This window comes from Arthrobacter sp. ZBG10 (assembly GCF_001238605.1).
In the GTDB taxonomy this organism is placed as follows: Bacteria; Actinomycetota; Actinomycetes; order Actinomycetales; family Micrococcaceae; genus Arthrobacter.
In genome coordinates, this window is sequence record NZ_LFQH01000076.1 from 16,600 (window position 1) to 30,457 (window position 13,858).

General features: G+C 67.3%; 14 protein-coding genes. 10 read left to right on the forward strand and 4 right to left on the reverse strand.

Annotation, left to right across the window (positions count from 1 at the left end; translation table 11 throughout):
• Positions 1-30: 30 nt before the first annotated feature.
• Positions 31-1,500 carry a lipase maturation factor family protein gene (locus tag ACU18_RS17160; RefSeq protein WP_050687644.1) on the reverse strand — a complete coding sequence of 490 codons (1,470 nt, stop codon included), beginning with the start codon at positions 1,498-1,500 and terminating at the stop codon, positions 31-33.
• Positions 1,501-1,558: 58 nt separating this feature from the next.
• Between ACU18_RS17160 and dxr the strand changes: the two genes are divergently transcribed.
• The 8 genes from dxr to ACU18_RS17200 all read left to right on the forward strand — a co-directional run bounded on the left by dxr (position 1,559) and on the right by ACU18_RS17200 (position 8,607).
• Complete coding sequence (dxr, locus tag ACU18_RS17165; RefSeq protein ID WP_050687587.1) at positions 1,559-2,743, forward strand: 1-deoxy-D-xylulose-5-phosphate reductoisomerase; 1,185 nt, start codon at positions 1,559-1,561, stop codon at positions 2,741-2,743.
• 18 nt (positions 2,744-2,761) lie between these two features.
• Positions 2,762-4,093 carry a M50 family metallopeptidase gene (locus ACU18_RS17170; RefSeq protein WP_050687589.1) on the forward strand — a complete coding sequence of 444 codons (1,332 nt, stop codon included), beginning with the start codon at positions 2,762-2,764 and terminating at the stop codon, positions 4,091-4,093.
• A gap of 78 nt (positions 4,094-4,171) precedes the next feature.
• A complete protein-coding gene (locus tag ACU18_RS17175; protein ID WP_050687591.1) occupies positions 4,172-4,873 on the forward strand; it encodes a MarR family transcriptional regulator in 702 nt (233 codons plus the stop codon).
• Positions 4,873-5,400: a hypothetical protein gene (locus ACU18_RS17180; protein ID WP_050687593.1), complete on the forward strand. Its 528-nt coding sequence runs from the start codon at positions 4,873-4,875 to the stop codon at positions 5,398-5,400. The genes ACU18_RS17175 and ACU18_RS17180 overlap by 1 nt, the downstream gene beginning before the upstream one ends.
• A gap of 57 nt (positions 5,401-5,457) precedes the next feature.
• Entirely contained in the window at positions 5,458-5,751 is a 294-nt protein-coding gene (locus ACU18_RS17185) for a YciI family protein (protein ID WP_050687595.1), read from the forward strand.
• Positions 5,752-5,785: 34 nt separating this feature from the next.
• The gene (gene ispG, locus ACU18_RS17190; protein ID WP_028272164.1) at positions 5,786-6,952 is read left to right on the forward strand and encodes a flavodoxin-dependent (E)-4-hydroxy-3-methylbut-2-enyl-diphosphate synthase; all 1,167 of its coding nucleotides are present in this window, start codon (positions 5,786-5,788) and stop codon (positions 6,950-6,952) included.
• Positions 6,915-7,805, forward strand: a complete 891-nt coding sequence (locus ACU18_RS17195) for a GNAT family N-acetyltransferase (protein ID WP_050687597.1) — start codon at positions 6,915-6,917, stop codon at positions 7,803-7,805. The genes ispG and ACU18_RS17195 overlap by 38 nt, the downstream gene beginning before the upstream one ends.
• A gap of 37 nt (positions 7,806-7,842) precedes the next feature.
• Positions 7,843-8,607, forward strand: coding sequence for a hypothetical protein (locus ACU18_RS17200; RefSeq protein ID WP_231686117.1), 765 nt, complete (start codon positions 7,843-7,845; stop codon positions 8,605-8,607).
• 11 nt (positions 8,608-8,618) lie between these two features.
• On the opposite strand, the gene ACU18_RS17205 is transcribed toward ACU18_RS17200, so the two are convergent.
• From ACU18_RS17205 to ACU18_RS17215, 3 genes are read right to left on the reverse strand one after another with little or no spacing between them, the layout of a single operon-like run.
• Positions 8,619-9,272 carry a TetR/AcrR family transcriptional regulator gene (locus ACU18_RS17205; protein WP_050687599.1) on the reverse strand — a complete coding sequence of 218 codons (654 nt, stop codon included), beginning with the start codon at positions 9,270-9,272 and terminating at the stop codon, positions 8,619-8,621.
• A complete protein-coding gene (locus tag ACU18_RS17210) occupies positions 9,269-10,012 on the reverse strand; it encodes an ABC transporter permease (RefSeq protein WP_050687601.1) in 744 nt (247 codons plus the stop codon). The genes ACU18_RS17205 and ACU18_RS17210 overlap by 4 nt, the downstream gene beginning before the upstream one ends.
• Before the next feature lie 11 nt (positions 10,013-10,023).
• A complete protein-coding gene (locus ACU18_RS17215; RefSeq protein ID WP_050687603.1) occupies positions 10,024-10,806 on the reverse strand; it encodes an ABC transporter ATP-binding protein in 783 nt (260 codons plus the stop codon).
• 402 nt (positions 10,807-11,208) lie between these two features.
• Between ACU18_RS17215 and ACU18_RS17220 the strand changes: the two genes are divergently transcribed.
• Complete coding sequence (locus ACU18_RS17220) at positions 11,209-13,020, forward strand: proline--tRNA ligase (protein ID WP_050687605.1); 1,812 nt, start codon at positions 11,209-11,211, stop codon at positions 13,018-13,020.
• 12 nt (positions 13,021-13,032) lie between these two features.
• Positions 13,033-13,821 carry a sulfite exporter TauE/SafE family protein gene (locus ACU18_RS17225; protein WP_050687607.1) on the forward strand — a complete coding sequence of 263 codons (789 nt, stop codon included), beginning with the start codon at positions 13,033-13,035 and terminating at the stop codon, positions 13,819-13,821.
• The last annotated feature ends 37 nt before the right edge of the window (positions 13,822-13,858 follow it).

Below are 13,858 nucleotides of genomic sequence, written 5' to 3' on the forward strand. Positions count from 1 at the left end.
CCTGCCTTCACCGGCTGACCCGGCCTGCCTTCACCGGCCGGCCCGCCGCAGGGACGTGGGCGGCACCGATTCATGCAGGAACGTGCGGACCCACCGCGCGCCGGTGGCCCGGTACTCCTCCCGGCTGGCGAAACGGTAGTGGTAGCTGTGCACCCGCACCCATTGTGGCGGGACGCCGTCGAACGGGTCGTGGCGGAGGAGCCGCAGGGTGGCCCGGTCCGCCTCCAGCAGCCGGGTAAGGAACGCGTAAAACCAGTCCTCGTGCACCGTCCGCAACGGCAGGAACCACATCAGCCAGTCCAGCCGCAGGTGGTACGGCGCCCACTGCCGGGGAATCCGGTTGACGTCCCCGGGCTTTCCCTTAAAGGCATACTCGAGCCACTGCGAGCCGGCACCGGGGCTGCTGTCCAGGGTTCCTTCCACAACAATTTCCACGCGCCGGCGGGTAACGGTGCCGAACGCCCCGTAGGCGTTGACCAGCTGCCAGCGGTTGAAGCTGGCGTTCATCAGCTGCCGCCGGGAGAGCAGGTTGCGCAGCGGCCGGTAGCTGAGGACCAGCAGCAGCACCGTGGCGGCCAGGGTGATGGCCAGCCACCACAGCGGAGTCGCCGGCGCGGGGCCCACCGGGCCCAGGCCAGGACCCTGCCCGCCCACGGGGATGGCCGGTATCAGGGCGTGCACCACAGGGTCGCTGACCGCCGCGAACGCGAGCACCATGGCCATCCAGTTCAGCCACGCGAAGTTCCCGGTGGCCACCAGCCACAGCTGGGTCAGGACCACAACGGCGGCGGCCGCCGAGGCCAGGGGCTGGGGCGCAAAAAGGAAAAACGGAACCACCAGTTGCGCGAAATGGTTGCCCAGCACCTCGATCCTGTGCAGCTGCTTGGGCAGCAGGTGCGCCTGGCGGCTCAGCGGCCCGGGCATCGGCTGGGTCTCATGGTGGTAGTACAGGGCTGTTAAATCGTGCCATTCGCGCCCGCCCCGGATCTTGATCATGCCGGCCCCGAACTCCAGCCGGAACACCAGCCACGCGAGGAGGAGCAGGATGGTCCGCGGCGGGTCGGTCTGGTCCGAACCGAGGAACGCCACCGTAAAGCCTGCCTCCAGCAGCAGCATCTCCCAGCCAAAGCCGTAAAACGTACGGCCAACATTGACGATCGACATGTAGAGCGCCCACAAGGCAAGGAACGCCAGCAGTGGAACCCAGGGCGGGCCCCACTGGGGGACGCCGGCCACCAGCAGCGCCGAAATCCCCAGGCCCGCGGCGCACACACCCCGCAGCAACCCGTCCGAGTAATGCAGGCTGAACAGTGTTGGCCGCCGCAGCCTGCCGCGGGCCAGGTAGTCGGGGACGGGTAAGAGTCCATGCGTCCCAACCAACGCGGGGAACTGGTTCAGGGAGGACAGGAACGCCACAAAGTACAGGCCCGCCACACCCCGTTGCAGCACCTGCCGGGCGAACCCGTATTCCGGCGCATCAAACCAGCCCAGCCAGTCCACACGGTCCACGCTACGCCGCCCCGTCCGGAGGTCAAGGTTGGTGCGGGATACTTAACCCATGCAGCCACGCAGAATCGTCATCCTCGGATCCACCGGTTCCATCGGCACCCAGGCGATTGACGTCGTCGACGGCGCCCCGCACCTTTTCGAGGTTGTGGCCCTCAGTGCCGGCGGGGCCAACCTGGACCTCCTGGCCAGGCAGGCCGTCCACACGGGCGCCGCCACCATAGGCATCGCTGCCGGGGATCCCGGCGTCCTGGCCCGGCTGATCGCGGAAGCAGCCGCCGCCGCGGGCCGCCCCGGCTACCGGCCCCGGATCCTCTCCGGCCCGGACGCCGCCGCGGACATCGCAGGCCTGGACGCGGACGTGGTCCTGAACGGCATCACCGGATCAATCGGACTGGCGCCCACGCTGGCAGCGCTGAAGTCCGGCGCAACCCTGGCCCTGGCGAACAAGGAGTCACTGATCGTAGGCGGCGCCCTGGTGAAGGCCGCCGCCCGGCCGGGCCAGATCGTGCCGGTCGACTCCGAACACTCGGCTATCGCGCAGTGCCTGCGCGCGGGGTCCGCCGGGGAAGTGGAAAAACTCATCCTTACGGCCTCGGGCGGGCCGTTCCGGGGCCGCACCCGGGACAGCCTGCACGGTGTCACGCCCAGTGAGGCCCTGGCGCACCCCACCTGGGACATGGGCGTAATGGTCACTACCAACTCGGCCACCCTGGTGAACAAGGGGCTGGAAGTCATCGAGGCGCACCTCCTCTTCGACGTTCCGTTGGACCGGATCGACGTTGTGGTCCATCCGCAGTCGGTGGTGCACTCCATGGTCCAGTTCGTTGACGGCTCGGTGATCGCCCAGGCCTCTCCGCCGGACATGCGCCTGCCCATCGCCCTGGGCCTTGGCTGGCCGGACCGGGTACCCCAGGCCGCGTCGGCCTGCGACTGGACCAAGGCCGCCAGTTGGACTTTCGAACCGCTGGACGTGGCGGCCTTCCCCGCCGTTGACCTCGCCAAGGACGCCGCCAAACAGGGCAGCACGTTCCCTGCGGTCTTCAACGCCGCCAACGAGGAAGCCGTCACGGCTTTCCACGCCGGCCGGATCCGGTTCACTGACATTGTGGACACCGTTGAGGCCGTCCTCAGCGAACATTCAGGTTCCTCCGGGCTGACGGTGGAATCCGTGTTGGATGCTGAAGGCTGGGCACGCGCCCGCGCCCAGGATCGTTTAGCACTTCGCAGTCTCTAAGGAAGCAGCAGCACCGCCATGACCACCGTTCTCCTTTTTATCCTCGGCGTCCTCGTCGTGGCACTCGGCATCGCCGCCTCCATCGCGCTGCACGAGGTGGGCCACCTCCTGCCTGCCAAGCTCTTTAAGGTCCGCGTGACCAAGTACATGATCGGCTTCGGGCCCACCCTGTGGTCCCGGCGGAAGGGCGAGACCGAGTACGGCGTCAAAGCCATCCCGCTGGGCGGCTACGTGTCCATGATCGGGATGTATCCGCCAAACAAGGACGACGGAACGGTCCGGCCCTCCAGCACCGGCATGTTCCAGACCCTGGCCACCGAAGCCCGGTCAATGGCCCATGAGGAAGTTGGTCCGGAGGACGGCAACAGGGTGTTTTACCGGTTGCCGGTCTGGAAAAAAATCACCATCATGCTGGGCGGGCCCGCCATGAACTTCGTGCTGGGCATCCTGTTGACGGCCGTCCTTTTGATGGGATTCGGTTCGCCCACAGCAACCACCACCATCTCCGATGTCTCCAAATGCCAGGTCGCTGCCGGCGAAACCGTGGATCCGGATTCGGCAGACTGCCAGCTGACGCCCGCTGCGGCGGCCGGCCTCCAGCCCAATGACACGGTGACCTCGTTCGACGGCTGGACCGTCACCGGCTGGGACCAGCTCACCGAAAGGATCCGCGCTTCGGCGGGCCGGGAAGTTCCCATCACCGTTGAGCGGAACGGCGCCGAAGTGGCCACCACCGTGACGCCGGTCCTGTCCGCGCGTCCCATCGTGGGCGCTGACGGCCGCCAGGCAACCGACGACGCCGGCACCCTCCGCTACCAGGACGTCGGCTTCCTTGGCATCGGTGCGCAGACCGCGCTGGTGCCCCAGCCGGCGTCGTCCGTCCTGCCCATGGCCGGGGAAAACATCCGGCAGGTGGCAGGGGTCATCCTGAACCTCCCCGCCCGCGTGGTGGGGGTGGCGAAAGCCGCCTTCAGCGAGGAACCACGCGATCCCAACGGGCCCATCTCCGTGGTGGGCGTGGGACGCGTCGCCGGCGAGGTGGCGGCCATGGAGGAGGTTCCGGCGGATGCGAGGATTGCCACCCTGATCGGGCTCCTGGCCGGCCTGAACTTTGCCTTGGGCGTTTTCAACCTGGTGCCGCTGCTGCCGCTCGACGGCGGGCACGTGGCCGGTGCGCTGTACGAAGGTGCGAGGCGCCGGCTGGCCAAGCTGTTCGGCCGGCCGGACCCGGGAGCCTTCGACATCGCCAAGCTGTTGCCCGTGACCTATGTGGTGGCCGTCCTGTTGATGGGGATGAGCGCGCTGTTGATTTACGCGGACATTGTCAAACCCGTCAACCTGTTCGGCTGACAAAGCACCATACAGCTGATTTCAGGTAATCAGTCATAAATGATTGATTCCCAATAGTAAGACGCATATGGTTGTGGCATGTTCGTGATGACCATCGACCAGCGCGGCAGTACCGGTGACCGGGACCGTGTCCCGGACTTCATTGCGGCGTTGGCGCGCCTTGGCCCCACCGGCTTTGAACGGTCCGTGGGCGACGAGGTCCAGGGGGTGGTGCCGGACGCCGCGCACGTGGTGGACATCGCCCTGTTCGCCCTCCGCACCGGGCACTGGTACGTGGGCATCGGCGTGGGAACGGTGGAGCTCGACGCCGGCGCGAGCCCCCGGGAGGGGGCCGGAACAGGATTCGTGGCGGCCCGGAAAGCCGTGGAACAGGCCAAGGCCGCCGGCTCGCAGGTGCCATTGTCAGTGGTCCCCGGGACCATGGGCAGGGAAGCAAGGAACCGGGCGGACAAGGACGGAGGTGCCGGCATGGGAACACGTGAATGCGCCAATGCTGAAGCCGTGCTGCGGCTCCTGGGCAGGATCGTCCAGGAGCGGACCGAGGCCCAGTGGCGGGTGGTGGACGCCCTGCACCGCCACGGAGCCGGCCGGCATGGCACCCAGAAGCAGGTTGCGGCGGAACTGGGAATCACCGAGCAATCCGTGAGCCGGACCGTGCTGAGGTCCGGCTGGCAGGAGGAATGGGCGGCCAGGCCGGCCGCGGAAATGCTGTTGGACTTCGCCCGCCTGCGGGTTGGCGGGAATCCTGCCGGAACCGGCGCGTCAGGGGAGGGGATCTGATGGATGCCTTCTGGGTTGTCAGCGCGCTGGCCGTTGCCGGTTTCGCCGGCTGGCCGGTCACGGCGCTGGTCTTCAGGGTGGCCAGGACCATCGACGAAAGGGCGGATGCGGCCAAGGCTGCGGAGGATTCCCGGCGGAAAGCCGAGGACCCTGCCGCTGACGTCACCGTGGACCCGGTGCGGCCGGCGCGCCCTGCCCCGGACCGGGGTTCCCAGAACGTGGACGGTGAACTGACCGCCCCGCGGGACCAGCCGGCATCGTCCGCTCCCGGTCCGCAGGGGAGCGGCCAGCGCATCCTGCGCGGCGGGGCGATCATTGGTGTGCTGGAGCGGCTCGGTGTGTGCCTGGCGATCCTCACCGGCCAGCCGGTGGCCATCGCCTACATCGTGGCCATCAAGGGCCTGGGCCGGTTCGCCGAGCTGAAGGAAACTCCTGTCGCGGCGGAGCGGTTCATCATCGGAACCCTGACCTCGATGCTCTGGGCCGCCGGAACCGGCGCCGTGGTCAAGGTCCTCTTCCTCTCCTGAACGGCCCACAAGCCTGGCGGGCGGATGTGCGGGCCGGAGTGGAGATAGGGTATCGGTATGACAGTTTTTGCCGTTGAGTACGTGTACACCGCCAACTCCACCGAAGACCGGAACCAGGCCCGGCCGGCCCACCGGGAATGGACCGCAGGCCTCGCGGACGACGGCGCCATCCTGGCCAGTGGCCCCTACGGTGACGGCGCAGGCGCGCTGCTCATTTTCAAGGCAGCCGATGAGGCAGCGCTGAATTCGATCCTCAAGCAGGATCCTTTCGCCGCCGCCGGCGTGATTGCCGGCACCCGGATCACCGAATGGTCACCCGTGACCGGCCAGCTGGCCGGACACAGCGCGTAGCCCCTCTCCACCCCTCAAACTCAAGGAGCCTCTCGTGACCTCGGTCAGCCTGGGAATGCCGTCAGCACCGCCGCCCGTCCTTGCCCCCCGCCGCAAGACGCGCCAGATCAAGGTCGGCTCTGTCGGGGTGGGCTCGGACTCGCCCATCAGCGTGCAGTCGATGACCACCACCCCCACCACCGACATCAACGCCACGCTGCAGCAGATTGCTGAACTGACGGCGTCCGGCTGCGACATTGTGCGCGTGGCCTGCCCGTCCGCGGACGATGCCGAGGCGCTGCCCATCATCGCGCGGAAGTCGCAGATCCCGGTCATCGCGGACATCCACTTCCAGCCCAAGTACGTGTTCGCCGCCATCGAGGCCGGTTGCGCGGCAGTCCGCGTGAACCCGGGCAACATCCGCAAGTTCGATGACCAGGTCAAGGAAATCGCCCGCGCCGCGAAGGACCACGGCACCTCCATCCGCATCGGCGTCAACGCCGGATCGCTGGAACCGGGAATCCTGAAGAAGTACGGCAAAGCCACCCCCGAAGCCCTGGTGGAATCCGCCGTCTGGGAAGCCTCGCTGTTCGAGGAACACGGCTTCCACGACTTCAAGATTTCCGTGAAGCACAATGATCCCGTGATCATGGTGGCCGCCTACGAGATGCTGGCCGAGCAGGGTGACTGGCCGCTGCACCTCGGCGTCACCGAGGCGGGCCCCGCCTTCCAGGGCACCATCAAGTCAGCCACCGCGTTCGGCGCCCTGCTCTCGCGCGGCATCGGCGACACCATCCGGGTTTCCCTCTCCGCCCCGCCGGTGGAGGAAATCAAGGTGGGAAACCAGATCCTGCAATCGCTGAACCTGCGCCCCCGCAAGCTCGAGATTGTTTCCTGCCCCTCCTGCGGGCGCGCGCAGGTGGATGTCTACACGCTCGCTGAGCAGGTCACCGCCGGCCTGGAGGGCATGGAGATCCCGCTGCGGGTGGCCGTCATGGGCTGCGTTGTCAACGGTCCCGGCGAGGCCCGCGAGGCGGATCTTGGTGTGGCCTCAGGCAACGGCAAGGGCCAGATCTTTGTGAAGGGCGAAGTCATCAAGACTGTGCCCGAGAGCGAAATTGTTGAGACACTGATCGAAGAGGCCATGCGTATCGCGGAAGAGATGGGGGAGGCCGATGGCGAAGATGCTGTCAAGGGTAGCCCCGTGGTTAGCGTCTCGTAAGGACGCCCCGGACCCGCCGGGTATTTCGGTCCGGACGCTGGACAGCCAGGACACGGCTGCCCTTCGCCGCCTCGCGGAGCAGGACCCCGTCACCAACGTGTTTATCCTGGCGCACCTGAAAACGACGGGGACGGCCGCGCCCACCACCGGCGGCGCCGGGATCATTGGAGTCCTCGACGACGGCATCTTGGTGGGTGCCTGCTGGGCCGGGGCCAACCTGGTCCCGGTCCAGCTGGATCCTGCCCTGGCCGGCCCCGTGGCTGAGGTGGCCAGCACCTCAGGGCGCCGCTACGCCTCGGCCTTCGGTCCGGCGCCGGCCGTGCTGGCCCTCCACGCCGAACTGGTCCAGCGCGGCCACCGCGCCCACGAGGTCCGGGACGAGCAACCGCTGATGACCATTGCCGGTCCGCCGCAGGTGGAACCCAATCCGGGCCTGCAGCGGGGCAACCTGGCCGACTTTGACCGGATCCTGCCCGCATGCGCCGCCATGTTTGAAGAGGAAGTAGGCTACTCGCCGTTCCTTGGCGGCAGGGAGTTCTACAGCCGCCGGGTGGAGGGCCTCATCCGGCAGGGACACTCGCTGGCACACCTCAACTACGCCGGGGACGTGGTGTTCAAGGCCGAACTCGGCGCTGTCACCCAGGACGCCACCCAGGTGCAGGGCGTCTGGATGAACCCGGACTACCGCGGCCGCGGCCTGAGTGCCGGCTATATGGCCGCCGTGGTGGAACACGCACGTGCCTTCGCGCCTGTAACCAGCCTGTACGTCAACGGGTTCAACGCCCGTGCCCGGTCAACCTATGAACGTGTCGGCTTCCGGCAGGTGGGAACTTTCGCTACAGTGCTTTTCTAGTGGGCCATCGGGTCCTGCTTTAAATCCATTGGGGGAAATGATGAAGTTCACGGCACCGCTGACACTCGGGGCGACAGCCCTGCTCGCACTTGTTGTATCCGGATGTTCAAGCCCTGCAGCTGCTCCGGCAGACGGCGCTTCGGCGTCCGGCGGCCCGGCTTCAGGCGGCTCATCCGCAGCGGCCGCCAGCGACCCGGCCAAGACCGAAGAGGCCAAGGAATACACGGCGGCTGACCTGGCTGGCATCCTCGAACAGCTTGAGGACACGGCCGGCAACAAACTTCAGATCCTGCCCGTCACTGACGTCGAAACCACCCTGGCCCAGACCAAGGAACTGATTTCCTCCATCGAGGTGGAGCCGGCAGAGTGCAAGCAGCTGGCCGCCGGCGGGACGGTGCCGGACGCCGAAGGCCTCGCCTTGGCCGCAGGCCAGAGCACCGACGCGGCCACCGGCGGCGTGGTTGCGCTGTCCCTGGTTTCCGGCCAGGACCAGGCCTTCCTGGAGAAGGCCATGTCCCAGGGCGCCGACCTGAAGAACTGTGCTGAAATGACCATGACGGTGCAGGGAACCGCGGTCGCGGTGAAAATCGAGGTCCTCGACGGCGTTGGCACCTCGCCGGACACGGTGGCCTACCGCACGGACACCACGGTTCCGGGTGGCACCGTGCAGTCCGTGGTGACCGCGATGGTGGCCAAGAACGGTGTCCTGGTGTCGTCTGTGGCCACCGGCGGAGCCACCGAAGCTGATGCCGCGGAACGGGCCGGCGCGCTGCTCGACTCCGCCGCCGCGCTGATCAAGTAACGCCGGCGCCATCACTTAGGGCCGGCGCCATCCGGTAAGCCGGCCGCGGGACCCAGGTCACCGGTCAGGTACCGCTGGACGTTCGGGGCTATCAGGCGGACCACCTCCGCCGGTGCCGCGGACGCCAGCGGTTCCAGCCGGATAACGTAGCGCACCATCATCAGGCCAACCATCTGCGTTGCCACCAGGTCCCCGCGGAGTGCCACTTCCGCGGGTGTCCCGGGCAGGCCGGTCACCACACGGCGGATGATCCTGCGGCTGACCAGGTCGCGCAGCAGCGCGGTCCTTGCCGTGGATCCCAGGGTCCCGCGGATGAACGCCACCAGGCTCGGCTGGGCAGGGCTTTCCCATAGCCGCAGCACTGCCTGGACAATCAGCTCCGCACGGTGCTCCGGGTCGGAGCCGGACACCCCGGCCAGTACCAGTTCGGGATCGGCCGGCAATTCGACGCTGAGCGTAAAAAGTTCTTCCTTGCTCTCGAAGAAATGATGGACCATGGCGGGATCAACCCCGGCCAGCCTGGCCACCTGACGCAGGCTGGTCCCCTCGAACCCGTGTTCTGCGAACAACCGCCGGGCGGCATCGAGGATGTGGGCGCGGGAAGCCCCGGCGCCGCCACGGCGGCCGCGCCGGGTGCCGCCGGTACCGCCGGCGGATGGACTCACGCGCTGCGCCGGCGCAGCGTCATCGCGGCCAGCACCAGGACGCCCAGCACGATGGCCGCCATAATGCCCGCATCCTGCCAGAGCCGTTCCGTCGCTGCCTCATTTCCGGCGATCTCCTGCAGCGCGTCCACGGAAAACGTCAGCGGCAGCACATTGGAGATTGCCTCCAGCACCTCGTTCATCCGGTCCCTGGCCACAAAAAGCCCGCACAGCAGGATCTGTGGAACCACCACCACCGGCATGAACTGCACCGCTTGGAACTCGGTCCGGGCAAACGCCGAACACAACAGCCCCAGCGCCACCCCCAGGACGGCGTTGAGCACGGCGATCAGCACCACATAGCCGGGGGAGCCCTTGATCGCCAGGCCAAAGATCCAATACGCCACGGCCGTGGCCACCAGCGACTGCAGGGCAGCCATGATGGAGAACGCCAGGCCGTAGCCGAACAGCAGGTCCGCCTTGTGGACCGGCGTGGTGAGCAGCCGCTCCAGCGTCCCGGTGGTCCGTTCCCGGAGCATCGTGATGGAGGTGACCAGGAACATCACCACAAACGGGAAGATCACCAGCATCATCAGGCCAACCCTGTCGAAGGTCCGTGGCTGGCCGGGCAGGAGCGTCTCGTTTTCATACAGGAAGTAGACGGCGGTCAGCAGCAGCGCGGGAACCACCAGGATCAGGCCCACGCTGCGGTGGTCGTGGCGCAGTTGCTCCAGGACCCGCCGGGCGGTGGCCATCAGCATTGCAGCATCCATCACAGCACCTTCCCGTCCAGGGCGTCGACCCTCTGCTCCGATTCGCGGATGATGGCCAGGAATGCTTTCTCCAGGTCCTGGCTGCGGCCACGCAGGCTCAATTCGGCCGGCGTCAGCCGGGCCAGCAGTTCCCCTTCGCGCAGCAGCAGCAGTGTCCCGCAGTGGCTGGCCTCCTCCATCACGTGGCTAGATACCAGCAAGGTGGTGCCGGAATCGGCCATGGCCCGGAAGCGTTCCCAAAGTTCGGCACGCAGCACCGGGTCCAGGCCCACCGTGGGTTCGTCCAGGACCAGGAGCCGGGGGTGCGCCACCAGCGCGCAGGCCAGCGACACCCGGCTGAGCTGCCCGCCTGAGAGATCGGCCGCCTTGCGCCTGGCCAACTGGTCGAGTCCGACGGCGGCAATCGCCTCCGCGACATCGGCTTTCTTCTTTTTGTGCATGGCGCCGAAATAGCGGACGTTCGCCTCAACGCTCAGGTCCGGGTAGATGCTGGCTGACTGGGTCACGTAACCCACCCGGTGCCGCAGGGCTGGGTCACCTGCAGCCAGCCCAAGGACCTGCACCGTTCCGGCGGAGACCACCTGAACGCCAACGATGGCCCGCATCAGGGTGGTTTTGCCGCTACCTGAGGGACCCAGCAGGCCGGTGATGCGGCCCGAGGGGATCTCGAAATCCAGGCCGCGCAGCACGGGGATTTTCCCCCGGATTACCTGCAGGCCTCGGGCCGAGACCGCCACGCCGGCCGTCCCGATGCCGTTTCCGGCTGCTGCCGAATGAGTCATGTCCGCCTCCATGCGGGGGAGCAGGCTGCCAGGTACCACCGCACCTAATTCATCACCTGATGAATTAAAGTTAAGCCCGCGAAAGGTCCGGGTCAATGGGTCGGTAGCCAAGAGGAAACTTGTGAATGTGGGCGGCATCACATAGGTTCGACCTAGCTGCGCTGGAGTGGCGTGGGCGGTCTCAGCGGTCCACGCCGGAACAACGGCGGTCACGGCGTTGAGCCACGCCCGGATGCGATGACCAGCCTTTTGGGGGCCAGGGGCTTTGCAGTACCGGGCGTGGCTCTACTGAGGCGGGCAGGTCGCCGCCGGGATAGGGTGCGCGGAACCGGTAGATTGGTTCCCAGACAAAACATGCCCGGCTTTGCTGATCCAGCACCTCCCCAGAAACGGATACCACCCGTGGTCCAAAGAATGTCCCAGCTTTTCCTGCGCACCCTGCGTGAAGATCCCGTCGATGCCGAGGTGGCCAGCCACAAGCTCCTGGTCCGCGCCGGCTACATCCGGCGGGCAGCGCCCGGCATCTACACCTGGCTGCCGCTGGGCCTGAGCGTGCTGCGCAAGGTCGAGGAAATCATCCGGCAGGAAATGTCGGCCATCGGCGCGCAGGAAGTGCATTTCCCCGCGCTGCTGCCCCGCGAGCCCTACGAGGCCACCAACCGCTGGACCGAGTACGGCGAGGGCCTGTTCCGGCTCCAGGACCGCAAGGGTGCGGACTACCTGCTGGCCCCCACGCACGAGGAAATGTTCACGCTGCTGGTCAAGGATCTGTACTCCTCGTACAAGGACCTGCCCCTGAGCCTCTACCAGATCCAGAACAAGTACCGCGATGAAGCCCGTCCCCGGGCAGGGTTGCTGCGCGGCCGCGAGTTCATCATGAAGGATTCGTACTCCTTCGACGTGGACGACGCCGGCCTGGACGCCAGCTACGCTGCCCACCGCGGTGCATACCTGAAGATCTTCGCGCGCCTCGGCCTTGAAGTCCTTCCCGTCTCCGCCACCGCCGGTGCCATGGGCGGATCCCGGAGCGAAGAGTTCCTGTTCCCCACCGAGATCGGCGAAGACACGTTTGTGCGCTCCGCAGGCGGATACGCCGCGAACGTCGAAGCCGTGACCACCGTGGTGCCCGCGGACATCGACTTCAGCGCCGCGCCCGCCGCCGAGGTCCTCGATACGCCGGACACGCCCACCATCGAGACCCTGGTCAACGCCGCCAACCAGCTCGCTCCGCGCAGCGAGGCCGACGGCGGTCCCTGGACTGCCGCGGACACGCTGAAGAACGTGGTCATCGCCGTGACGCTGCCCACCGGTGAGCGGCAGCTTGTGGCCATTGGCCTGCCCGGCGACCGGAACGTTGACCTAAAGCGCGTTGAGGCCAATATCGGCTCGTACCTGCCCATCAGCGGCGAAATCGGCCTGGAAGCCGCCAACGATGTGGACCTCAAGAAGAACCCGCTGATCGTCAAGGGCTACCTTGGCCCCGGCATGAGCCTCGACGCTGCCCTGCTGGGCGCCGAAGGCACTGCCGGGATGCTGTACCTCGTGGATCCCCGGGTTGTCAGTGGCTCCGCCTGGATCACCGGCGCCAACGAAGCCGGCAAGCACGTCTTTGGCCTGGTGGCCGGCCGGGACTTCGGCTGGGACGGCGCCATCGAGTGCACCGACGTCCGCGCCGGCGATCCTGCCCCTGACGGCTCCGGCCCCCTGGAGACCGCCCGCGGCATCGAGATGGGCCACATCTTCCAGCTCGGCCGGAAGTACGCCGAAGCCCTGGAACTGAAGGTCCTGGACCAGAACGGCAAGCAGGTCACCGTCACAATGGGCTCCTACGGCGTGGGTGTCACCCGGGCCGTGGCGGCACTGGCCGAAGCCAACCACGACGACCGGGGCCTCGTGTGGCCCCGCGCGGTGGCACCGGCGGACGTCCACGTGGTCGCCGTCGGCCGCGGTGAGGAAATCTTCGCCACCGCCGGCCAGCTGGCACAGGACCTGGAAGCTGCCGGACTGGACGTCATTTACGATGACCGGCCCAAGGTTTCCCCCGGGGTGAAGTTCGGCGACGCCGAACTCCTGGGTGTGCCCACCATCCTCGCCGTGGGCCGCGGCCTGGCGGACGGCGTGGTGGAGATCAAGGACCGCCGCAGCGGCGACGCGGAAAACGTGGCGGTAGAGAAGGCCGTGGACTACGTCGTCGCAGCCGTCCGCGGCAACTGACCCGGGTCCGCGGTGGGTCTTGAATCCCTGGAGCTGACAACGCTCCTGTTGTTGGTGCTGGCCGGATTCGCGGCCGGCTGGGTGGATGCGGTGGTGGGCGGCGGCGGCCTGATCCAGCTGCCGGCCCTGCTGCTGGTCCCGGGCATCACGCCCGTGCAGGCGCTGGCCACCAACAAGTTGGGGTCCATTTTCGGAACGGCCACCAGCGCCACCACCTATTACCGCCGGGTGCGGCCGGATCTCCGGACGGCCCTGCCCATGGCGGCGATCGCGTTGGCGGGCAGCTTCGGCGGTGCCATCCTGGCGGCCACCCTGCCCGCCGGGGTGTTCAAGCCCATCATCATCACGGCGCTGGTGGCTGTGGCCCTGTTCACGGCGTTGAAGCCGGACATCGGCGGGATCACGGCGCTGCGCCATGACGGGCACAAGCATTATGTGGTGGCGTGCCTGATCGGTGCCGTCATCGGTTTTTATGACGGCCTGATCGGGCCCGGCACGGGGTCCTTCCTGGTGATCGCGTTGGTCTCCGCCATGGGCTACGCATTCCTCGAGGCCAGCGCCAAGGCCAAAATCGTCAACATGGCCACCAATGCCGGCGCCCTGCTGTTTTTTATGCCGCACGGATCCATCCTCTGGGGCCTTGGCCTCCTGCTCGGCGCGGCGAACATGGCCGGCGGGTACCTGGGCGCCAGGACCGCCGTCAGCAAGGGCAGCAGATTTGTCCGGGTGGTGTTCCTGGTGGTGGTGGCTGCCCTCATCATCAAACTCGGCCTGGACGTGTGGCAGGAAAACTTCGCCTGACGCCTGCCTGGCGGCCTGCCGCCGGGCGTAGCATGCT

Coding starts and splice junctions, on each gene's coding strand:
- ACU18_RS17200 (WP_231686117.1), top strand. CDS start 7,843: ATGATGAAGTTCACGGCACCGCTGACACTCGGGGCGACAGCCCTGCTC.
- ACU18_RS17175 (WP_050687591.1), top strand. CDS start 4,172: ATGTTCGTGATGACCATCGACCAGCGCGGCAGTACCGGTGACCGGGAC.
- dxr (WP_050687587.1), top strand. CDS start 1,559: ATGCAGCCACGCAGAATCGTCATCCTCGGATCCACCGGTTCCATCGGC.
- ACU18_RS17170 (WP_050687589.1), top strand. CDS start 2,762: ATGACCACCGTTCTCCTTTTTATCCTCGGCGTCCTCGTCGTGGCACTC.
- ACU18_RS17215 (WP_050687603.1), bottom strand. CDS start 10,806: ATGACTCATTCGGCAGCAGCCGGAAACGGCATCGGGACGGCCGGCGTG.
- ACU18_RS17180 (WP_050687593.1), top strand. CDS start 4,873: ATGGATGCCTTCTGGGTTGTCAGCGCGCTGGCCGTTGCCGGTTTCGCC.
- ACU18_RS17185 (WP_050687595.1), top strand. CDS start 5,458: ATGACAGTTTTTGCCGTTGAGTACGTGTACACCGCCAACTCCACCGAA.
- ACU18_RS17210 (WP_050687601.1), bottom strand. CDS start 10,012: ATGCTGATGGCCACCGCCCGGCGGGTCCTGGAGCAACTGCGCCACGAC.
- ACU18_RS17195 (WP_050687597.1), top strand. CDS start 6,915: ATGCTGTCAAGGGTAGCCCCGTGGTTAGCGTCTCGTAAGGACGCCCCG.